This is a genomic window from Halobacterium sp. CBA1126 (assembly GCF_009741975.1).
GTDB lineage: Archaea > Halobacteriota > Halobacteria > Halobacteriales > Halobacteriaceae > Halobacterium.
On sequence record NZ_WPCF01000020.1, the window covers coordinates 1 to 20,511 of the forward strand.

At 58.3% G+C, this 20,511-nt stretch carries 23 protein-coding genes and 4 pseudogenes; 16 read left to right on the plus strand and 11 right to left on the minus strand.

The genetic code is table 11. The annotated features are described in order from the left end of the window. From GJ634_RS15895 to GJ634_RS04380, 3 genes and pseudogenes are all read right to left on the minus strand, one after another. Nucleotides 1-216, minus strand: a pseudogene (locus GJ634_RS15895) (hypothetical protein); the annotation flags it as partial. Between the two features lie 89 nt (nucleotides 217-305). Next, complete coding sequence (locus GJ634_RS04375) at nucleotides 306-824, minus strand: transcriptional regulator (RefSeq protein ID WP_157500683.1); 519 nt, start codon at nucleotides 822-824, stop codon at nucleotides 306-308. Nucleotides 825-963: 139 nt separating this feature from the next. Continuing rightward, complete coding sequence (locus GJ634_RS04380; protein WP_157500684.1) at nucleotides 964-1,131, minus strand: hypothetical protein; 168 nt, start codon at nucleotides 1,129-1,131, stop codon at nucleotides 964-966. A gap of 482 nt (nucleotides 1,132-1,613) precedes the next feature. Here GJ634_RS04380 and GJ634_RS04385 point away from each other — a divergent pair, with 482 nt between their 5' ends. The 3 genes and pseudogenes from GJ634_RS04385 to GJ634_RS04395 all read left to right on the plus strand — a co-directional run bounded on the left by GJ634_RS04385 (nucleotide 1,614) and on the right by GJ634_RS04395 (nucleotide 4,554). Beyond that, a complete protein-coding gene (locus tag GJ634_RS04385) occupies nucleotides 1,614-1,961 on the plus strand; it encodes a nucleotide pyrophosphohydrolase (protein ID WP_157500685.1) in 348 nt (115 codons plus the stop codon). Between the two features lie 704 nt (nucleotides 1,962-2,665). Continuing rightward, nucleotides 2,666-3,735: pseudogene (locus GJ634_RS15900) on the plus strand (DNA/RNA helicase domain-containing protein); the annotation flags it as partial. Nucleotides 3,736-3,921: 186 nt separating this feature from the next. Further along, nucleotides 3,922-4,554 (plus strand): hypothetical protein, encoded by a 633-nt coding sequence (locus tag GJ634_RS04395; RefSeq protein WP_157500686.1) that lies wholly within the window; start codon nucleotides 3,922-3,924, stop codon nucleotides 4,552-4,554. 117 nt (nucleotides 4,555-4,671) lie between these two features. Here GJ634_RS04395 and GJ634_RS04400 read toward each other — a convergent pair whose 3' ends face one another. The 3 genes from GJ634_RS04400 to GJ634_RS04410 form a co-directional block, all read right to left on the minus strand. Continuing rightward, on the minus strand, nucleotides 4,672-5,028 hold the full coding sequence (locus GJ634_RS04400; protein WP_157500687.1) for a hypothetical protein: 357 nt from the start codon (nucleotides 5,026-5,028) through the stop codon (nucleotides 4,672-4,674). A gap of 175 nt (nucleotides 5,029-5,203) precedes the next feature. After that, complete coding sequence (locus GJ634_RS04405) at nucleotides 5,204-5,362, minus strand: hypothetical protein (RefSeq protein WP_157500688.1); 159 nt, start codon at nucleotides 5,360-5,362, stop codon at nucleotides 5,204-5,206. 701 nt (nucleotides 5,363-6,063) lie between these two features. Next, complete coding sequence (locus tag GJ634_RS04410) at nucleotides 6,064-6,471, minus strand: hypothetical protein (RefSeq protein ID WP_157500689.1); 408 nt, start codon at nucleotides 6,469-6,471, stop codon at nucleotides 6,064-6,066. 388 nt (nucleotides 6,472-6,859) lie between these two features. On the opposite strand from GJ634_RS04410, the gene GJ634_RS04415 reads away from it, so the two are divergent. From GJ634_RS04415 to GJ634_RS04445, 7 genes are all read left to right on the plus strand, one after another. Beyond that, nucleotides 6,860-7,318: a hypothetical protein gene (locus tag GJ634_RS04415; RefSeq protein WP_157500690.1), complete on the plus strand. Its 459-nt coding sequence runs from the start codon at nucleotides 6,860-6,862 to the stop codon at nucleotides 7,316-7,318. A 159-nt stretch (nucleotides 7,319-7,477) separates the two neighbouring features. Next, nucleotides 7,478-8,191, plus strand: coding sequence for a hypothetical protein (locus tag GJ634_RS04420; protein WP_157500691.1), 714 nt, complete (start codon nucleotides 7,478-7,480; stop codon nucleotides 8,189-8,191). Nucleotides 8,192-8,298: 107 nt separating this feature from the next. Next, nucleotides 8,299-8,694 (plus strand): hypothetical protein, encoded by a 396-nt coding sequence (locus GJ634_RS04425; protein ID WP_231736930.1) that lies wholly within the window; start codon nucleotides 8,299-8,301, stop codon nucleotides 8,692-8,694. Between the two features lie 201 nt (nucleotides 8,695-8,895). Next, a complete protein-coding gene (locus GJ634_RS04430; protein ID WP_157500692.1) occupies nucleotides 8,896-9,468 on the plus strand; it encodes a hypothetical protein in 573 nt (190 codons plus the stop codon). Nucleotides 9,469-9,470: 2 nt separating this feature from the next. After that, nucleotides 9,471-10,127, plus strand: coding sequence for a hypothetical protein (locus GJ634_RS04435; protein WP_157500693.1), 657 nt, complete (start codon nucleotides 9,471-9,473; stop codon nucleotides 10,125-10,127). A gap of 98 nt (nucleotides 10,128-10,225) precedes the next feature. Beyond that, entirely contained in the window at nucleotides 10,226-10,693 is a 468-nt protein-coding gene (locus GJ634_RS04440) for a hypothetical protein (protein WP_157500694.1), read from the plus strand. Between the two features lie 1,053 nt (nucleotides 10,694-11,746). Continuing rightward, on the plus strand, nucleotides 11,747-12,082 hold the full coding sequence (locus GJ634_RS04445) for a hypothetical protein (protein ID WP_157500695.1): 336 nt from the start codon (nucleotides 11,747-11,749) through the stop codon (nucleotides 12,080-12,082). Nucleotides 12,083-12,232: 150 nt separating this feature from the next. Here GJ634_RS04445 and GJ634_RS04450 read toward each other — a convergent pair whose 3' ends face one another. Then, a complete protein-coding gene (locus GJ634_RS04450; protein WP_157500696.1) occupies nucleotides 12,233-12,625 on the minus strand; it encodes an STAS/SEC14 domain-containing protein in 393 nt (130 codons plus the stop codon). A gap of 328 nt (nucleotides 12,626-12,953) precedes the next feature. After that, on the minus strand, nucleotides 12,954-13,928 hold the full coding sequence (locus GJ634_RS04455) for a WD40 repeat domain-containing protein (protein WP_157500697.1): 975 nt from the start codon (nucleotides 13,926-13,928) through the stop codon (nucleotides 12,954-12,956). Between the two features lie 57 nt (nucleotides 13,929-13,985). On the opposite strand from GJ634_RS04455, the pseudogene GJ634_RS04460 reads away from it, so the two are divergent. From GJ634_RS04460 to GJ634_RS04475, 4 genes and pseudogenes are all read left to right on the plus strand, one after another. Then, nucleotides 13,986-14,411, plus strand: a pseudogene (locus GJ634_RS04460) (restriction endonuclease); the annotation flags it as partial. An 85-nt stretch (nucleotides 14,412-14,496) separates the two neighbouring features. After that, the gene (locus tag GJ634_RS04465; protein WP_157500699.1) at nucleotides 14,497-14,772 is read left to right on the plus strand and encodes a hypothetical protein; all 276 of its coding nucleotides are present in this window, start codon (nucleotides 14,497-14,499) and stop codon (nucleotides 14,770-14,772) included. Beyond that, nucleotides 14,736-14,859, plus strand: a pseudogene (locus tag GJ634_RS16885) (type II toxin-antitoxin system PemK/MazF family toxin); the annotation flags it as partial. The gene GJ634_RS04465 and the pseudogene GJ634_RS16885, both read left to right, overlap by 37 nt. A 396-nt stretch (nucleotides 14,860-15,255) precedes the next feature. Continuing rightward, a complete protein-coding gene (locus GJ634_RS04475; RefSeq protein WP_157500700.1) occupies nucleotides 15,256-16,944 on the plus strand; it encodes an aldehyde ferredoxin oxidoreductase family protein in 1,689 nt (562 codons plus the stop codon). 188 nt (nucleotides 16,945-17,132) lie between these two features. On the opposite strand, the gene GJ634_RS04480 is transcribed toward GJ634_RS04475, so the two are convergent. Next, nucleotides 17,133-17,876: a hypothetical protein gene (locus GJ634_RS04480; protein ID WP_197425393.1), complete on the minus strand. Its 744-nt coding sequence runs from the start codon at nucleotides 17,874-17,876 to the stop codon at nucleotides 17,133-17,135. A gap of 86 nt (nucleotides 17,877-17,962) precedes the next feature. Further along, on the minus strand, nucleotides 17,963-18,997 hold the full coding sequence (locus GJ634_RS04485) for a hypothetical protein (protein WP_157500701.1): 1,035 nt from the start codon (nucleotides 18,995-18,997) through the stop codon (nucleotides 17,963-17,965). A gap of 134 nt (nucleotides 18,998-19,131) precedes the next feature. On the opposite strand from GJ634_RS04485, the gene GJ634_RS04490 reads away from it, so the two are divergent. Continuing rightward, entirely contained in the window at nucleotides 19,132-19,662 is a 531-nt protein-coding gene (locus GJ634_RS04490) for a VIT1/CCC1 transporter family protein (RefSeq protein WP_157500702.1), read from the plus strand. 128 nt (nucleotides 19,663-19,790) lie between these two features. Here the strand turns inward: GJ634_RS04490 and GJ634_RS04495 are convergent, their stop codons facing one another. After that, complete coding sequence (locus tag GJ634_RS04495; protein ID WP_157500703.1) at nucleotides 19,791-20,051, minus strand: helix-turn-helix domain-containing protein; 261 nt, start codon at nucleotides 20,049-20,051, stop codon at nucleotides 19,791-19,793. Nucleotides 20,052-20,172: 121 nt separating this feature from the next. On the opposite strand from GJ634_RS04495, the gene GJ634_RS04500 reads away from it, so the two are divergent. Then, nucleotides 20,173-20,433 (plus strand): HalOD1 output domain-containing protein, encoded by a 261-nt coding sequence (locus GJ634_RS04500; protein WP_157500704.1) that lies wholly within the window; start codon nucleotides 20,173-20,175, stop codon nucleotides 20,431-20,433. The last annotated feature ends 78 nt before the right edge of the window (nucleotides 20,434-20,511 follow it).

The window sequence follows — 20,511 nt, forward strand, 5'->3', positions numbered from 1 at the left end:
AAAGTGGTCCCGTGCGTTGTGACTGCTTGGGTGGCGGTCCCAGCGACATTTCCACACGCTCTCCTGGCGTTCTTCTTGATAGTTGGACGGTGAATCGTCGTTGCGATACCACCGAATCTCAACCCGAGCAGACGCAGCATCCGGATAGTACTCACCGGCGAGTTCGACACGGAGATACAGCTTCCCCTCCTCGATGAGGTCCACTGACTCGAACAGTCGATGGCCAGCAAACCGCGGCCGCAGATGCTCTAACACTGCCCGGTCTAGTGGCGCGGGACTCGCGCCATCGTCGGCCGGCACCATCGTCAGCTGTGTGAGGATGCTGTCGAGCTGGTCGCCTTCTGGCGGGCGCGCTCGTGGAGTCGGCGCTCCTCGATCGCTGTCGCCCAGTCACCGAGGTCCGCGTATACGTCGTCAACGTGCGCGGCGTCGTAGTCGAGAACGTCAACGTCGGCGGGCGAGTCAGCGTCGTACTCCTCGCGGTACGCTTCAATTTGGTCGGTAAGGTCCGAGACCCGTGCTTGTAGCTCGTCGACGGTGTGGTCGTTCGCCAGTTCGTTCATTCGCCGCCACTCGAAGTAGTCGTCGTTGCGCTCGTATCGCGCTGGCCGACCGTCATGGTGGATGACGATGCCAAGATCGGCGTAGAACGACAGATGCGTCCGTGCAGACTCTTCAGAGCAGTCTGCGCTGTCAGCGATCTCGGCGGCCGTCATCGGCTCCCGTGCATGGAGGACTGCGCCGTACACGCGCTGTTTGGTGTCCGCGCCGTCGAATGGCCGGTCGAATGGGGGTGGACCGTCGCGATGAGCGTCGTCTGCCATACTTCAACCAACGAACCAAGCCCACATATTTCTTCCTCAGCCAAAATATGTAGTCGTAGCTCGTAGTTCCGGTGCCATGTCTCCCTGTTCGTTCAAACGGAGCGCAGGTTATCCCCCGCCGTCTGTCGAATTCGCGGTGTTAGTCCATGCCGATGCCGAGACGGTCGGCGGCTTCCTCAGTCGAGAGTAAATCGTCTTCATCCGTCTCGTCGAGGCGTTCGCCTCGCTCAGGAAGAACTGCCGCTTCATCCGGAAGTAAATCACCCTCGTTAGGCTCGTGAACGCTACCTTCGTCGTTGGTATCCATTACATCCCAGTATGCCGACTGGCATAATAACCTCTTGGTCGCCCGGACAGGGCTAAGTACTAGCAGTAGATTTGCCACTACGACAGGTTTTGTCCGGTGTGTATGTCGTCGGGGCTCGAGTCGCGATCACCGAGATTGAGGATCGAATAGAGCGCTTCGACGAGGTCATATGTAGTTCCAGGAGACAGATCGGTGAGACTTGCGATTTGCGGATTGTGACATCACCCTCACTGTGTGCCTTCACGAGATCGTGTGCGAGCGCAAATATGACGATTCCATGGTCTGTGAAAACTCGCTCGATCGCTGGGTACTCCTCCTTCTTTGCGATTACCTCGATCAGTTCGGGCGTGATCGAGACTTCCGTCTCACTGACCGTCAACGCCAGTTCAAACTCCTCAGCAGTGTACACGGTGGTTCCGGCATCATTACCGATGTGGTTCACGACCCCGGGTTCTTACTAGCTGGCTAGTGAATAGCACGGTATGGGATTGGATGCGTTGCATCGGGAGGTCCGAGAGTTTTGTGAGGCGCGTGAGTGGGAGCAATTTCACTCGCCAAAGGACCTCGGGGTTGGCCTGGTGACGGAATCCAGTGAGTTACTGGAAGAATTCCGGTTCAAAGACGAAGCTGAACAGTTGGACCTCTTGGACAATCCGGAGCGACGAGAGGCTGTGGAAGCGGAGGTCGCGGATGTGTTTTTCTTCCTGCTACGATTCGCAGATTTGTACGATATCGATTTGGAGGACGCCTTAGAGCGGAAGTTGGTGGAGAATCGGGAGCGGTATCCGGTAGATGAATATAAGGGGAGTAACAAGAAGTACGACGAGTAGCGTCGATGCTGGTCTACGAAAACACGAAGGCAGGATTCCTCGACGACATCCTCGACGACCAGCTCGTCCCGGAAATCAAACACTCCTACGAAGAGCAAGGACTCTCGATCGGGAGTGAGAGTGAGGTCCAAGCCTGGGAGAACTCCTTCCAGTACATGTACAAGGTACTGCACGGCAGCGGCGTCCCCGACGACGCGGGCGTCGCCATCGAGTTCAAAATCCCGCTCACCTCCCGCCGCATCGACTTTCTCATCTCCGGATACGACGAAACCGCGACGTCAAACGTCGTCATTATCGAACTCAAGCAGTGGCAAGGCGAGCACACCGAACCCGTCGAATCCAAAGACGGCATCGTCGAAACCGTCCTCGGCGGCGGCATCCGAGAAACCACCCATCCGAGTTACCAGGCCGTCTCCTACGCGGAACTCCTGGAAGACTTCAATCAGAGCATCCAGGAAACCCCCATCGAACTGGAACCCGCCGCGTACCTCCACAATTTCGAACCCGAGCACCGCGAGAAACTCGACAACGAAACCTACGACCACTACACCGAGGACGCACCCCTCTACCTGCGGGGTGATGCGAAGAAACTCCGCGCGTTCCTCGAAGACCAGATTCGGGTCGGCGACGATTGTGAGACCCTCTACGAGTTGAACAACGGCGACATCAAGCCCGCCAAATCCCTTCAGGACTCGCTGCTGGCGATGCTGGAGGCCCAAGACGAGTTCACGCTTATCGACTCCCAGAAAGTCGTCTTCGAGAAAGCTGTCGAACTCGCCAAACAATCTCATCGAGATGACCAGAAGCGCGTCCTCATCGTCGACGGCGGGCCCGGCACCGGGAAAACCGTCGTCGCCATCAACATTCTCGCCGAACTCATCAATCAGGACTTGGTCGCCCAGTACGTCTCGAAGAATCGCGCGCCACGCGAGGTGTACAAGGAGAAACTCCGCGGCGACAAACTCGTCAAAGAAATCGACCATCTCTTCACTGGCGCTGGCAGCTACGTCGACACCGACACCAACACGCTCCCAGCGTTGATCGCCGACGAAGCCCACCGCCTCAACGAGGAATCGACGTTCTTCGGCCGCGGCGAAAATCAGATCATGGAGATCATCAACGCCGCCAAGTTCAGCGTGTTCTTCATCGACGAAAGCCAGCGCGTCCATATCGATGACATCGGGTCCAAGGACGAAATCCGCCGCCACGCCCAAAGGATGGACGCCGAAATCGAAGAACTAACCCTCGAATCCCAGTTCCGCTGCAACGGCTCGAAAGGCTACATCGCCTGGCTCGACGACGTCCTCGATATCCGCCCCACAGCCAACGCCGACGGCTTCGACCTCGACTTCGACCTCCGACTCTACGACGACCCACAGGCACTCCACGAAGCCATCGCCGAGAAAAACGAACACACGCGCCTCTCCCGCGTCGTCGCCGGGTACTGCTGGGAATGGGACAAAGACACACGCAGCGACCCCGACGCCCACGACATCACAATCGGTGACTACGAACGCAGCTGGAACCTCGACGCCGGTGACCCCTGGCTATCGCCGAAGGGTCGATCGAGGAGGTCGGCTGCATCCATACCTGCCAAGGCCTCGAATTCGACTACGTCGGCGTCATCATCGGCGAGGACCTCAAATATCGTGATGGTGAAATCGTCGTCGACCACGAAGCGAGGGCGACCACCGACCGGTCGCTGTACGGCATCAAGAAGATGTTCGACGAGCAACCCGAGCAAGCCGTCGAACTCGCCGACGAACTCATCAAAAACACCTACCGAACGCTGCTGAGTCGTGGAATGAAGGGCTGTTTCATCTACTGCTGTGACGACCAACTCCGAGACTACCTCAACACCCGCATCAACAAGGTCACCATCGGCAACGAGTGATTCCCGCGGACTCGGTAGTCGTGAGTCCCGACAAGACATTTATCGCGTCCGCTAGACACCTATCCCATGGATCGTGGATTGGTTCTCTCCGTGTTCGCCCTCCTCGTCGCGGTCTCACTTGTCGGTGCCCCGGTCACGATGGCGGACTGGGGCGAGCAGGCGACGTTCTCGGCTGATCCGATCGAGAAATCCGACATCCGGGAAGACACGCCGCTCCTCCAGTACGACAAGCTCTCCAACTCTGCGCAAGATGCTGTGCGACGGACCATCGAATCCCCGGACGGTCACTACACGATTTTCGGACAGGAGGACTGGCCAGACCAATTTTTCTACAGTGACTACAGTGCGCCCGGTCAAGGCCTGTATGCGATTGCCTACGACGGACAGTACTATCGTCTCACCACGTCTGCGGGCGGCGGATTCCCCTTCGTATACTGGCTGTACCAACTCCCATTCATCGTCTATGGGCTCATCCTCGGCGGCGTTGCGTATACGTCGTTGCAAGGTCGATTCGCACCGCGAACTGCGGCACTGACTGCTGTTCCGGGAATTGCGTTCCACTTCCTCGGGCCCGAATTCGACTTTCCACTACTCACTCCGAGGCAGTTTATTGGACTTGGCGCACTCGCCGTAATCGTCGCGCTAACCGGACTAATCTGGGCAGCTATCAGAGGGACGGACGCCATGCCCGCAAATTAACCGGCGCCGGCCTGCTGACAACGCAGCCCGGCACTAGTCCGCTGTATCTCGGTTCACCACCACTACTACGCACCCACTCCCGGTCTCGTCGAAGCGACGGCTGTGTCGTGACCGCCGTTACACGGCCTCGTATTCCCGTAGCGTCCGATTCTCGTGGTGCGATTGGTTTCCGAGCACGATGTAGCGGTAGGCGGTGATATCACGGGCTGTTGTGGCGGCGAGCTGGCTGATTGTCTCGGTGGGGAGTTCGTCGATGGTGATGGTGGTGAGTGGTGTTTGCCCGAGGTGGTAGCCGGTCGCCATACTGACTGGTTCGATCGCCAGAATTTCGTCGTCGCTGGCGTCTTCGAGGCGTGCGACCGCTTCGTCGTGAGTCACGACCGCGGCTGCTGGGAGGGCCTCGAGCGGACGGAGTGCCTCGGTTTCGTCGTAGGGAATTGAGTCGTACACCACGTGGGGATTCCTAGCAAGCATTATACTAGACTATAAAATTCGCGTAGATAATAAAGATTGGGCTGGTGCGGGTCTAGCAGTAGTTGCTAGCGCGGTTTCTATACTCAGGTAGGTGCCTGCAACTGGAATAGCTGAATCGGTAAGTAGGGACGCGAGGTCAACGTTTCCAGTTCAAACCAAGCTTTGTGGGTTAGGGTTACTCGCCAGGGCGAATTGCACCAACGACACCGATGGCAAGGCCAATTAGCATAATTCCGAATTCGAAATTCATCGGGAGAGAGCTACTACTGATAAGGATGAACCCCCCGAAAAGTACCAGCAGGATTCCTACCTGTATCTCCTCAGATTTCTTCATACCTATCCCTCGAACGTGATTTATTAATACCTATTCACCGGTCCTAACCGGGAACCGGATTGTCTGAACTAACCGGCTGTTCCAGGTCTCACTCTGAATAAAGAAATCGTATTGGCAACTACGGCTAGTGAACTCAAGCAATCCGCGTCCCGCCCTCCTGAACCAGCCGTTAGATCGGCGTGTACAGCAATCGACCGACGGGTGTGGAACACTCGCTCCGGAACATTCCGTGACACGACCGCTACGCACAGGTGAGTTACAACAGCTCTAGTGGATCCTACCCCCAGCCGCCCCGGGACCGTCTGGCCTCTGCTTCCTGCTCGCGCCTGTCGCCGTCACCGTCGTCACCACGGTCTCGGCGTTGCCCCCACCGATACAGAAGGACCGTCACACCGACCACGGCTATCCCGGCGAGCGGGCCGGCCGCGACGGACGCGGCACCACCGAGGAGAACGGCGCTGACCGCGAGCACGCCGCTTGCGGCTGTTGCGAGCCAGAGCCACACTGGTGCGATATCTCGCGGCCCAATATCGCTCATACGAGCAATTCGGAGACGACAGGCAAGTGTTTTTCCCTGATTGTGAGTCATCGAACCGCTGTACGGGCAACGTCGTCAGCCGATTTCACCGCCGGAGGTACGCCCGGTCGTGGTTTCGATACGTACAGACGATGCATCTATCGCCTGCTTAGGCGCGTTCGCCCTATTGTTCGAATCGTCCAGCGTTATCCGTCGTACTGATTCTCCACGAGAATTCCCCGGATGCAGATACAACTCCGTCTAAGACGTTGTCGTACTCTCGGGTAGACGGATTAAATGGCACTCGCCCGCCTGTCTCAGGAGGGGCACCATCGATGGTGAACTCAACGAGGTAGTATACGGATTCAGTGAAGACGTTTCTGAAGGTCTGTGTCTCACCGGGAGCGACTGACGACGAGGCTGTCAACTCTCGTTGCTGAGGCCGTACGGTCACGTTCCCGGAGACGCTGTATCCATCGGCGTCCGTCTCTGCATCAGTACCAATATCTACGACCGAAACGCCGATCACGTGTGGGAGGTCGTCCTGATTCGTCAACTGGAGGCTCCCGGCGGGGATGTCCTCACTTTGCAAGGCGGAACACCCGGCAAGGCCGGACAGACCAATCGCACTGAGCGATGCGAGGAGGGCACGACGATTCACATCCCCGATTCGTAGGACCGCCGATAAGTATTTTTTGTGAATTTGAGAAGACGGAGCGAAGCGAGTGGAACATCCACATCCCTACTGAGCGGGAGAAGTGCAAGGGCCGCTCCGTATTGGAGGGCTCGGCGCCGGGAGCAGTCCATCATTCATTAACCCTTTTCCTGGCAGTAAAGAAACTAGGGTTCTGGAAGAATCGCATACTGACAGAGCAGCTGTACCGCTCAAAATTAGCTGGTGTGACGCTTTCTTAATGTGGTGCGCAGCTTCGCTAAGTACAGACAGGTCATTTATTGTGATAGTGGACGATTTGTTATCTATGGTGCATTCCACGAACGCGACGTGGAGACGGAGTGGTATCCGAGACACCGTCATCGTGATGGGGGTGCTTCTCGGCTTGCTGGCCCTCCAGTTCGTCGTTCCATTTCAGCCAGCTCAAATCCCGGGGTACTTCCTCCTTGTTGGATTTTTCCCGGTTGAAGCAGTGGTTGCGGGCGCTGACAGTGGTGTCGTGTTTTACGCACTATTTGGAGGGTACGTCCTCGTACTGAGTCTTGCCGGGGGTGTTGCCGCGACCGTCTTCCGAAACCGAACGCGTAACTCCGAATTGGCGAGTTGGCGATTCGGAGTGGCTGGCGGACTCGCCGTGACCGGCGCGATTGCACTCCTGTTTAGCGTGAATACGCTCTTGAGTGGTGCCGAATCGACGCCTGCATTCGTCGGTCTGGTAACCGCACTCGTTCTATTTGGGTTGACGGCCATCTCAGCAACTCTGTGAACGATTATCTGCAACTGGCAGTAATCTCATCCGTCAGTTCACATCCCTACTGAGCGGCTGTTCCACTCAGGAGTCGCTGGTAAGAATTCGCCTTGATGTGGTGCGTAGCTTCGCTAAGTACAGAGAAAGCACTTACCGGAGCCGTTGGAGTGTTCAGATATGAAGCGACGCCACGTTCTTCTGGGAGCGACAGCCGCCTTAGCGGGATTGGCGGGTTGTTCCTCGGGCGATAGTGGCTCTCCAACAGACTCCGATGGGACCTCTGGAACGACAACACCAGGCTCGGAGACAGCAACGAGGACGACATCACCGACAACAACTGAGCAAGCCACAATCGAAGACCTAGATCTTGGTGCAGCGGTCGTCACGCAACCATCGGAAGAATCACCGGCCGAGATAGCACTGACGCTCGCCAACACACACGATGAGTCGGTATCGGTCGCGCCGGTGAGCTTGGGGACGTACGCCTTCGAGTTTCTGCAGCCACTGAGTGGCGAGCGCGGTGACGTATTGTTGTACCCGGATTCTCCCCGCGTGAGTCTTTCTCAGGGTGAATTTCCGGAGGACCGCGTCAACGGCTGTTGGCGGGTGATCGATACGAGTGGCGAGGGTGAACGAGGGCCCTATCTCAAGGGGCAGAATCTGGCAAAAGAGAAAGAGATTGCGCCAGATGAAACGTACAGTGTCCTCCACGAAGCCTATTATCGAGGCCCGGACTCCGACTGTTTCCCGGCCGACACCTATGAGACGATGGCCGAGATTGAGTTCGGCGATCGAGAGCAGCGCGTTGAACTCACCTACACTCTCGATGTCTCCGCTGACGGAGAGTTCGAGATTTCTGTCGAACACGAGCTGTGGGACGAATCGAATTGAACCGAGAAACGCGTTATACTGCTATGGCAACGTCTCCTAATTGTCGTAGAGACGACGGCTTTCCACCGCCGACAAAGTATTTACGAGAAACAATATGAGAAAATAATATGCGTCAGTGGTTCGGGGATAACCTGACCAGACGAGGATGGCTGCGTACAATCGGGGTGTGTTCCGCTGCTGGCATTACAGGCTGTCTCTCTCAGGATGAGGCGAGGTCAATTACCGTGTATAATTATCGAGATGAAACGGTCACAGTTGAGATGCGTGTTGTTGATGTCGGGTCTGGTGACGGAGCTGTTGATACTGAGTTTTCTATTGCTCCGGATGGGCAGAACGTGTTTGGAGATATCTTTGATCGGGATGGTGAGAAGAAAGTTACTGTGAGCGTCCCGGGGGTAGAGTCAGAAGAGAAGACATGGCGTGCGTCATCGGACCCAAAGACGAGCGGTCAGCTCGGGATTACGATTAGTGAGAATATTGAAATCCGCGAAGGTTCTGGCTGAAATCTCAGTGGTCGGATGCACACCCCGGGCGGCTGTTTCACTCCGAATCCAGCTGGTGAGAACCCGCCTCGATGTGGTGCGTAGATTCGGTAAGTACAGAGGAACTACTACTACTCAGTACATATTCCCACAAGACACTTCCCACAGTCGTTATTTGATTTTGATATGAATTGGCGGAGTATTGTATTGACTGTCTCTGGAATGATTCTGCTGTGGATTGCTGTCCGTATGGGTGGTCTCTTCACGGGTTACGGGATAGGGCCACCATCGGTCTTCCTTCGCGTCGGAATCGGGTACGCAGCACTCGGCCTACTGACAGCCAGCTTACGCCCGAATACTCTCCGAAAGGCGGTTTTGAACGCGATAGCGACGCTAGCGGTCATCTTCGTCGTCGGTCTCTGTCTGATGTACTACAACTTAGGTCTCCACCCGCCCGAGAGTGGTACTTCCCTGACTCTACCCCGACTGCTCGTCTACCAGATAGAATTAACGCTCGTCACACTTCCAGTTCCCGCAGGCTACATCTCGGGAATCCTTCTACGAGAACGAACGATGTTGGAGGCGGCAGGCGTCTTATTGACTGCGATGCTAGTTGGGTTCGCTGGCGGAACGTGGATTTCGCTAGCCCGAGGGACTGCACCCGGCTTCACCCAACTCATCTTCGGAGGAGCAACCCTCGCTACCACTGCATTCACATTACTCCCCCTGGGCGTGATGGCGTGGCTCGACCAAGACAGCCCGAGCATTTCGCGGCCCGATACGACGGGTGACTAATAGTGGCTGGAACGCACGCGCAGCGCTGGCCGATGCTGCTAGTCGGTATCGGCCTCGGGATGGTGGTTTTTGGCGGCCAAGCCACGCATTTTGCGAATCTACCCGAGTTCACGTACAGTGTGGCGGCGTCAACACAGGCCGCCGCAACCGAAGCCGCCAACGCCTCAACCCCTGGGGTTGACGTCCTCTACCAATTCAGGGAACTTCCAGCAACCGCACAAGATGCCTTCCTCCGAGCGTTCGAAGCCCCGGACAACAGCACCACGATTCGAGGCCTCGATCACCAAGTCACGGACTTAACCAGCGCAAGTGATACCACTGCACAGCCCGGGTACGGGCGCTACTACGTCGAGTATCAGGGGAGTTACTACGAGTTCACGATTCGACAGCCGATGAACGCCGCCGCGTTATCGTCGTTACTCGGCTATGCGTTGGTCGTCTTCGGAGTTCTTGTTGGGGTCTGGGGGAGCTTCGAACACGAGTCAACGACCCGTGCCTTGCTCGCACACCTGAGTGGGGTCGTTTCCTTCCTTGCGGTGTACGGTGTGACTGGGTGGTGGGGGCTCAACACCGTCTTATCGCTCGTTGTTGTGGGCGCTCTTTGTACGTACCTCCCGGCAGTCAGCGTTTGGACGCTTTACGGAACACTCCGTTCCTAAGTACCGAGATTTCTACCCGTTACGTACGTACAGAAAACCCATTAGTTCAGCGCCATTTTCGATTGGTGAATTACCGAGTTCAAGCAGGCCTCATTACTGTGCTTACAGTCGGGATCCTGTACGCTCTCGCTACAATATCGACTCTCGGAGCTGCGCCGGCAATCGGACTGACAGGGATTGTTTTTGGAGTGGCCAGTTACGGTACAATCACGGGGAAGTACGGCCCAGAAGCGATTCTAGAGGCCGCGAGTGTCGTCACGCTCAGGTATGGTGGAGCTGCGCTTGGACTCACTGAGTTCAGCCTGTGGTTGTTGGACAAGGAGATTCTCTTCTTCGTGTTCGGCTTGGGAACGATTCCTGCTGCAACTGGCGGAGCGTTCGCAGTCGGCTCACAGAGGGACGAACTGCTGTTTGGGAGCGTGTTCGTGTTGGTTTCGCTCGGATCGGCGCTCTATCTTAGCGGCGACCTGCTGAACCGAATCTTCCGACACACCTGGGCGATGGTTCCCGGGCTCCTCCTTGGCTTTGTGTACACAACTGCGACGGAGGCCGGCGTATTTGAGTGAGCTACTGTGTCCGTCCCACAGGAGAGATCCGCCAATCTGCTTGTTAATACAGTGCAGACGCGAAAGCCCCCGCTAAGTACAGGGAGCGTATCCCATATTGGTGAATACATTCTGCGCGGCTGGTCTCCGGCCTACTGGTATTCCCCATACGTGGGAAGCCTCGCCGTTTACGGCGAGGACGATGTCACCGTCCAACAGTTCTGCGAGATAACCGTCCCACCGGCGATGCCACGGCGTTCACGTACCAGGCGATTCTCCGAAACTAGATACTGGACCCTGTACTCACGTGCGTCCACCGGGCGCGCTGTCTGCGTTGCGCCGCCAGTCGTCGGTTGTGACGTCAATATCGTCTCGCCGAGTAGTTCTACCCTGTAGTACCCTGATTCGTTGGACACACTCTCAATAACGAGTGAATCCAGCTCCTCGTTCTCGTCGGCAGTGGCGGCCGCATACGTCTGTTCGAACTCTCGCACGTACGTAGCGACACTGTCCTCTGAGAGTGTCTCCGGGTGATCAGGTAGCCCATCAATATCTGGCAGCGGCTGGCAGTCCTCAGGCAACCGGTCCGGCATCTGCCCAGATGTTGTTTGCGATGGGCCCGTGGTCTCCGTCTCGGTTGGCGTGGTTCCTGTCCCAGCTCCAGGTGAGCTATCCGCGCCAAGACACCCAGCGAAGGCGCCGATTCCAGCCACGGACGGGATTGTCGCAAGTACTGTCCGACGTTTCATGCGAGTTACTACTGGCGGGGCTGTAAAATGCTTTCAGGAGACTCAGCAAGCGATTGTACCATCACTTGCTCCCAGCGCGGCAGCCGCAAACCGCGGCGAAAACTACAGAGGAGCACCCTATAATGATTGAAGTAGAACAAATTAAATTCTTCAAGTCCGTGCTGCGGACTGGCGAATCCTCAATAGATTCCTGTGTTCACTTCGCAGCCCTACTGCGCGGCTGCTTCATTCCAAATCCATTCGGGGAGAACCAATCTCGAAGTTGGGAGCAGTTTCGCTAAGTATAGAGAGTACTCTTAACTATCGAGGAGGTGTTAGTTTAGGTGTGGTGGCAACCTCGGAAATCACCGCTGTGCGCGCGCTGGCCGTATTGGCCGTAGTTGCGTTTCTCGGCGTGTTAGGCTGGTCGCTCGGCCAGCCGGGATACAACTCGACACGCCTGTTGTTGTACGCGGTGCTTGGTGGATTCGCTATCGTTGGGGCTGCTGGCATCGTCTACGAACGGCCGTTCGTGGGGGCTGGTGGGGCCTGCGGTCTGGTGCTACTGGGCTTCTGGCAGGCTGCCCTCTGGCTGTACATCTTCCCTGTCGCAGGCCTACTTGTTGTCGCTGCCGTGTTACTTGTGAACCAGGGAAATACGAACCTCTCAGTGACCGAGTAGTAGTGATACTTCGGTAACTACCAACCCTCCCCTGAGCTGATTGGTTCGCAATCCCATTTCCCGGCTGTTTCATTCGAAATCCGCTGGTGAGAACCTGCCTCGATGTGGGGAGTCGTTTGGGTAAGTGCAGCGAAGATAGTAATCGTAGTGCTACTGGCGGGCTGAACTGTTACGAATCCATTGCAAGGCGTCGTCGCGGTTGTGTAGGTGGAAGTATCGCATATGGTCGGGAGCAACTGGCCAGACTGGCCGAATTGTTCGCCACTGGTGAAAGAGTAATCTTGCCCAGAGCGAGTCTCCGACGCACGCATAGGAACGGATGTCGAACTCGGGGCCGTATCGAAGGTCTGGAAGAATTCCGTGCAGATGGGTGAGATACGTCGTTGCTGTCCAGTCGGGTACTTCCTCATACACTCGGATTGACCCGTGTTGCTTGGTTCGCTCAATAAGCAGCGAGTAGAACTCCTCGTATCCGTCCGCAGTACCACTCCCGACACGTACCGCAATAAGATCTTCCTCTGTCGCGTCCAGTATTTCAAACATCCTTAGCGAACGCAATCGAATATATGTGTCAAAGTTCCTGTGGTAGCTCGACGGATCAGTCCGCAACCCCGCGTATCGGCTGTTTCACTCAGGACTCGCTGGGAAGAATTCGCCTTGATGTGGTGCGTGGCTTCGGTAAGTACAGGTGTAGAATTAGGTCGTGGATTTACTGGCAAGCCCGACGCACGGTGGGCGGGGCAGTTGAGCACTGGCCACCAATTTCCCGAGAGGGGGAGGGGGAGGGGGAGGGGGCTATCGGCTGATTTTTGAGTAACGATTCCGCGTCGTTTCTGAAGGGATTAGAGAGGTGAGATCAAGGCGCTGTTCACTACTGGGGGAACGGTGTGAGGTTGTAGTAGCAGCCGGGGATGGTCTCTGAGCTGGGTAGCTCACCGATGATCTCCCATGTTTCGCCGTGGGTTTTGAGTAGCGTGCCACGGTGTGTTGCGCCGATCAGCATCTCGTCGAGTGTTGTCCATCCGACGACCACCTCATCAGCGCAGGGGACATCAATTTGCTCAAGTGAGGTACCGTGTTGGGAGGTGAACAGTTCTGGGTCGGCATCTGGGGTCTCCCACTGGGCACTCGGTGGCACGTTCGCAGCAGAGGCGTAGACGACGCCCTCGTACTGGTAGACAGTACGGAAGTATCGCTGTTTGACGTGGTCGTCTAGTCGCGTCCACAATCGTCCAGCGTCCGTCGTTCGGTATAGTCCAACGCCGGTGGCGGCAAGAAGCTCGCCATCAGCCACGACGTGCAGGCTGTGAATATCGTCGTGGACGCCGTCGTTCCGTTCGGTCCACGTTTCCCCTCCGTCGGTGCTGACGTGGACACCACCCGGTTCGACGCCGGCTATGAGGCGATTTGGCGACGCTGGGTGAATGCAGAGGTCTCGGACGCGGCCCTGGTTGTTGTGCCGTGGGACGCCCCACTCATCGCGGGACGGGAGTTGGCGAAACCCGTCTAGTTCGCGCCACTCTAACTCCTCCGCTGCGATCCCCTCCGCGGGTAGGGACGAGACGTAGACTTTGGCCGGGACGGTCCCCGCGTAGATGCGGTCACCACTCGGGGCGATTGTCACGGCCCAGACGGTGTCTTCTGGGACGTGGAGATCCGCCCAGTCACGTCCGTTGGCGGAATAATAGAGGCCGGTTTCCGTGGCGGCGAAGACGCCGTCAACGGCATCGAAGTGTCGGACACGCTCGGCCCGCGGTGCATCGAGGACCTTTCGGACCGTTATGTCACCCGGATCGGTCACTCCGGAAACGCGGTAAACGCCCTTATCGGCCCCGGCGAGGAGCATATGGCAGAAATCCAGGGGGCACAGGTTATGTGTTCCGGAAATAAAGCATAGTTTACGCCGGGGTACTTGCCGGATGTCCGGCAGACGACGCGCCTCTAGGAGTACACGTATCCCTTCGAATACTACGCTGTTGGGCCGTCTCGCGTCACTATCGAAGATGGTATCCATCGGTGTGTGCAGTACGGCAGCGAGGACGCTGGGTCGTTCACGTATTGTGGGAACTGTGGGAGTATCAACTGCCCCAGCCACACGAAGATCGAACGCCTCGAGGGGACCCCGATCTGTACGGGCTGTGCGGTCACCGATCAGTTCCTCTTCAAAACCAAGTACTTCTACAGTGAGGCTAACCGCGACGAATTCCAAGCCCAATACGATCAGATGCCTATGCATGAGAAGGCCATGGAGAACAAACCTCTCGTCGCCGGTCTTCTTACCATGCTCCTCGTGGCACTTGTTGCAATCCTCTCAACGGTCGGCATCTAGGTCGTGGTAGTGCGACTGTTTAGCGGATGACCACCGTGGGTAATAGTGGGTAAGGCTTATCCAGGGGTGAGGCGTAGGAGGTCATATGCCGAAAGTGGACGCGCAGGACCTGCGAACCAACGAGACCGACGACCGGGGACGAATCTACCTTGGGACGGAGTATGCGAACAAGCGCGTGACCGTCGCCGTCGTTGAAGTTGAGTCTGAGCGACCCGACGAGGACGAATTGGCCGCGGCGTACCGCGAGGCCTCCGAGAGCGCCGACCAGCTTGCTGCGGAGTGGGACGGGGCTTCTGACGAGGCGTGGAACGCCCTCGATGAAAGAGCGATGATACCGAAGTACGGCGTGGCGATGTCGTAGTCGTTCGTCTCGACCCTGCCGAAGGCCACGAGATGAAAAAGACTCGACCTGCGGTGGTCGTGCAAAAACGATATTGACAATCGTAACGTCGTTCCTTATTGCGGGTGGGGTTCCTACTTCGGTGACGCGATCTGCAGATACGCGCTGGAAACAACTTCAGGTCGTGGTGAACGATGGAATCCTCTCCTCACAGAAATAGTAAAATCTAGATTAGTATAATCACGATTTAGATAATCAGGATAATTATATTGATAAAACATCTAACAGGTAAGAATACCTACTACTGAGTTCGTTAATCGGGTAGACGAGCTTGAGACGCTGCAGACGCGATTTGATCGAGAGACTGCAGATCTCATCGTCGTCTATGGGCGGCGACTGGGTAACGATTAGTATTCACCGACGTGGATAGTTTGGCTGATGTCCGGGGATGCGGAGGAGTGGAGTTAGATTAGATTTATTGCGCCTGGTTACCGCTAGTGAGCTATGCTCCACAGCCGAGGGCCGCTTCTTACTGTCGATCTGACCGACCGTACAACGTCAGACACGGACGTCACCGAACAGCTCAAAGAATTCATCGGCGGGCGGGGCGTCGGCACGAAGCTCGTCCACGACCGAACGCCGTTCGACGCCGACCCGCTCGGCCCAGAGAATCGCCTCGTCTTCACGACGGGGCCGATGCAGACGTCGAACATGAGTTTCACCGGCCGCATGAACGCGACCGCTGTCTCCCCGCTTACGAACGGGCTGCTCTCCTCGAACGCCGGTGGGTTCATGTCTCGGCACTTCGCTGATACCGGCTACGCCGCCGTCGAATTCACCGGCGCAAGTGACGACCTCGTCATCGTGCACGTTCGCGACGACGACGACGTCACGTTCGAGGCAGTGCCAGACCTCGCGGGGGCTACGGTCCCGGAGACATGTTCGTACATCGAGGACGAGCACGGCCTCGAATCCGAACATGTCGCCTGTATCGGGCCCGCCGGTGAGAACCAGGTGCGGTTCGCCTCCATTATGACGACCGAAGAACGCGCGTTCGGTCGGGGCGGCCTCGGCGCCGTTCTCGGCGCGAAAAACGTCAAAGCAATCACGTTCGACGGCGACTCCCGTCCGGACATCGACGTGCCCGCCGGCCAGATGGAAATCCACCGCGAGGCGGCGACTGACGACCACATCATGAAAGAACAGGGCACCGTGTCGGTGATGGACCTCGCCAACGAGATGGACGGGCTCCCGTCGTACTACTTCTCCGAGCAGTCCTTCGAGGGCGTCGAAGGGATCAACGGCGACGCCGTCGCCGAGAAGAAATACAAGAAGGGGACGTGTTCGGCGTGCGCGTTCGCGTGCAAACTCCCCACGAAAGACGAAGCCCGTGGCGTCGAGACTGAAGGCCCAGAGTTCGAGGTGGCGATGGCGTTCGGCTCGAACTCGGGTGTCGACGACATCGTCGACGTGATGAAGTCCAACCAGCTCTGTGACGAGTACGGCCTCGACGCCATCTCGACTGGGAACACCATCGCCGCGTATCTGGCCGCCAACGACGAGTTCGGCAACGAGGACCTCGTCTGGGACCTCGTCGAACAGATCGCCCACCGCGAAGACGTCGGCGACACACTCGCGGAGGGTATCGGGCGGGTTCACGACGAGTTGGGCGTCGAGAACTGGTCGGTGAAGAACCTCGATTTCGCCGCACACGAAGGCCGGGTTCTCCACGGGCAAGCACTCTCGTACGCCGTCGCGAACCGGGGCGCCGACCACATGTACGCCGTGTTCTACTCCGTGGAGTACCCCCTCGTCGACGAGGACAAAGCGATGGATCCCGTCGGCTTCGACGGCAAAGCCGAGCGGCTCGTCCAGCGTGAGAATCTGATGGCGCTCAACGACAGCGGTGTCGTCTGCAAGTTCTCCCGTGACTACATGAGCCCGGAGCGCTACGAGATGCTGTTCGGCGAGGACTTCGATACGCTGCTGGACGTCGGGAGCCGTGTCGTGACCTTGGAACGGCACTTCAACAATCAGCGCGGCCTTGACCGCGACGACGACCGCCTCCCCTACGAGGACGAGCTACCGGGGTTCGAGGACGCCCTCGACGCGTACTACGACGCCAGAGGCTGGCGCGAGGATGGGGTTGTTCCTGATGGGGTGGTTTCCCGCGGTGGTTCACTCAACGCCTGACGTCGCTTCGCTTACGCCGAGTGAGAGATTCTGATATAGTGCGTCGGTGACTCCGGCATGTCTGCAAGGTACGTGTTTGCTGTCTAGTTCCGGTGGTCGCGGAGTAGATCATAGTCCTCGCCGGTCGATTCGTAACACTAACCGACAGGATGGGTGGGGAATCGGCGAGAGGGGAGCGGTGGGGCTGTTTAGAGGTCGTCAGCTGTTGCTTGCGTGTCGCGGAGTTGCGTGTACGCTTCGGCGAGGATGCCGAGGACGAGGAGGGAGAACGGGAGGGTCATGACGCCGGAGACGAGGGTACCGACGGATTGGCTGGCGGCTGCGGTGATGGCGAGTCGCACGACGACCGAGAGGATGCCGGTGAAGATGCCGAGGACGACGAAGAGGATGACTAATAGCCCGAAGATCGAGAGCCAGTGGCCGCGGGTGAGCGTCCAACTGCTCTGGAGGGCGGTGATGAAGTTCTGGTCTTCGACGGTGATGTAGACGATCATGAAGAGGAACGCGACGTACGCGATGATGCCCGGGACGATGAGGAAGATCGAGCCGACGGTGACGAGGATGCCGAACGCGAGGCTGCCGAGAATGGAGTTGACGAGGACGAAGAGGACGTTCCGCGTGTAGTACTCGCGCGGAATCGTCGTGGTGTGCCCGCCGACGAACGTCCGGAGTGCGATGATGGTGAGATACTGGAGTGCGAGCAGCGAGAGGACGGCTGTAACGACGAGGAGGACGAACGGGGCGTCGATTACTGGTAATCCGATTTCGTCGGTCGGCATCTCCGTCGTCTCGAGCCACATGACGAACGCGCTGTAGAACGCGACCTGCCAGATGAGGCCGAGCAGCATGTAGCCGGCGACCAGTTTCAACCCGTTCCGGTTCGCCACGCGGCGAATCCCGTCCGTGAACGCGGACCCGATATTCAGCGCCATGAATCAGCCATCTCGCGCCGCACTCAAAACTCGTGTCCCGCGTCTCACGCTCCGCAAACCCACCCGCCCCTGAACCCCCGTCGAGGTCAGTGCTCGCGGCGGGGCTGAGCGAACCAGTAGCCGTACGCGAACGGCACACTCCCCGCGACGAACCCGAGAAGCACGGCGAGCGGGCCGAGAATCGCGCCAACGACGCCGAGTGCGGCGACGAACGCCACCGCGACCACGACCGCGGTTCCGAGCGAGACGCCGACGAGCCGGAGCCACTGGCGTCGAGCCGCGAAGACGCCGGCGACAGTGCCGGCGGCGACAGCGAGCGCGCTGGCCGGCCCAGTCACGAACCGCGTGAGCGAGCCACTCTCGAAGACCGCCGTGCCGAGGCCGGCGACGGGCAGCGCCAGCGCGGCAATCCCCAGCGCGCGCCGTGGCGTGACTGGCCGGTCACGCGTCGGTTCGCGGACGCGGTAGGCGAGCAGGCCGATGGCCACCGCGGTGTACCCGCGGCCGACTGGCGTGAGCACGAACCCGGCGAGGATCTGCCCGAGCTCGGCGAGCACCGCTCCTTCACGCTCGGGGGCGACGGCGTAGTACTGGCCGTCCTGCTGGTAGAGGCCGGCGTCTACGGTGAATCCGGTCGCCGTCCCCTCCTCGATTGCCGTCGTGACTTCCGCGGGTGCGCCCGCGGTCGGCTGGCTGACCTGTTCGAAGACAGTTTCTGCGTCGGTCGGCTGCATGCGGATCGTCGCGGCGGTCGTCTCGCTGTCGGTCGAGATGCTCCAGGTGTAGTAACTGCCGTTGTACCAGACGTACGGGGATTCGATGTCGTCGACGACGATGTCTAGTTCTGGGTCGAGACTGCCGTTGTACGCGCCGGTGGCTGCAGCGCGGTGGATCGGTTGCCGGTGTTGGGTTGGCGTGCCGGCAAGCCGGTCGTCGAGGTTGGTGACGTTGGTCGCTGCTCGCGTGACCACGTCCGGCTGCTCGTCCGGTTCGACAGGCGTTGCTGTGTACGTCACGCTCGGGTCGGCGGCCGTCACGTGAAACGAGAAGCTGAGCGCGACACCGACCACTAACAGCAGGAGGACGGCGGCAGTCCGCGTGGAGGGGAGCGAACGGGGCATCACCGGCAGTTCGTCGAGGTCACTTGAAACAGTACGGGTGGTTTCTCCGATCCAGCAGTCCCGAAATAGCGGGGACCGCTCGTCGAGGGTGATTACCCGAAACCACTATTTTCTCGCTTCGACAGGTTAGAAGTATGTTGACTCGTTTTCTCGATCGTGAGGCGGAACCGTCCGGGGCCTACCTGGCAGAAGTGATCTACGGTGCAAACGACGGTATCGTGACGACGTTCGCAGTTGTCGCCGGTGTTGCAGGTGCGGCTCTCGATCCGGGTATCGTCGTCATTCTGGGCGTGGCAAACCTTCTCGCTGACGGGTTCTCGATGGGGATGAGCAGCTACCTGAGCCGTCAGTCCGACATCGCGTATCAGAGCGTCGTCGGTGCATCCCCGCCAGCAGAAAAACCGCCGTCGAGAACTGCAGCGGTCACCTTCCTCGCGTTCATCATCGCAGGCTGGACGCCGCTGTTCCCGTATCTGTTCTCGATCACCCCGCTGTTCAGCGTTTCCGTGCTCGCTACCGGGACGGCGTTCTTCGTCGTCGGCGCGAGCCGAACGTTCGTCACGCGCCGCGGCTGGCTCCGCAGCGGGCTCGAAATGCTCACCGTCGGCTTACTAGCAGCAGCCGTCGCGTACGGCGCCGGCGCCTTCCTCAGTGGCGTCGCTTGACCACAGTCACCCGGAAGAAGTGGATTCCCGGGCGTCGAGCGATCAGGGCTGAGCGCCATGTCTCGCGGTGTACCGGACGTGGACGGAGTCCGGTTCATCGAGGACTTGGTCGCCGGCGCCAGCTGACGCTATTCGGGGTCGAGGTTTCGAGCGTCAACCTCGCCGGCGAGATACTGCTCTCCCGTTCGCGTGATATCGTAGACGCCGTTGCCGAGGTGGACGAGAAGGCCGTATTCGACCAGCGTTTTGCAGCGGGTATTGATGTGTTGGCGGGAGAAGCGAACTCGATTGCTGTCTGCCATCTCTTTCGGGGTATCGGGGCCCGATTCAGCGAGATGCTCGAGAATGCGGTCATCAGCGCGAGACATCCAGTCAGCGTCAAAGCGCATAATCGCTTCTGGTTGCGCCGACGCTATCCCGAACGCGTTTAGTCAAGCAAAGAATCGATTCGCTTCTGTAGTTGACTCCTAGCGTTTTAAACGCCTGTCACCCTTAGCCACGAGCGTTCAGATGCATTCTCCACCAACCGGCGGTTCGGGCGAGCCAAATGACCTCCTCGTCGAGATTATCGAAACACTGGAGGCGTGTGGACTGGAGGATAATTCCTACCAGCTTCAGGAGTACATCGACGTCGGGGCACTCGAACAATTGGTGGCTTCGTCTGATGGGGGTGTTACTGTCCAGTTCACCGTCGAAGGAATCCGCCTCGATGTGTCACCAGCGGGTGTGGACGTCCTCGCCGAGGCTCAGTCTGAAGCCCCCGAAGAGTAGCAATCGCCGTTCTGAGTACCTAGTCCCTTCCTGAAAGATTCAGCCGCGTCGGCCTTTCTAAGTCCGCCAGGACGATAC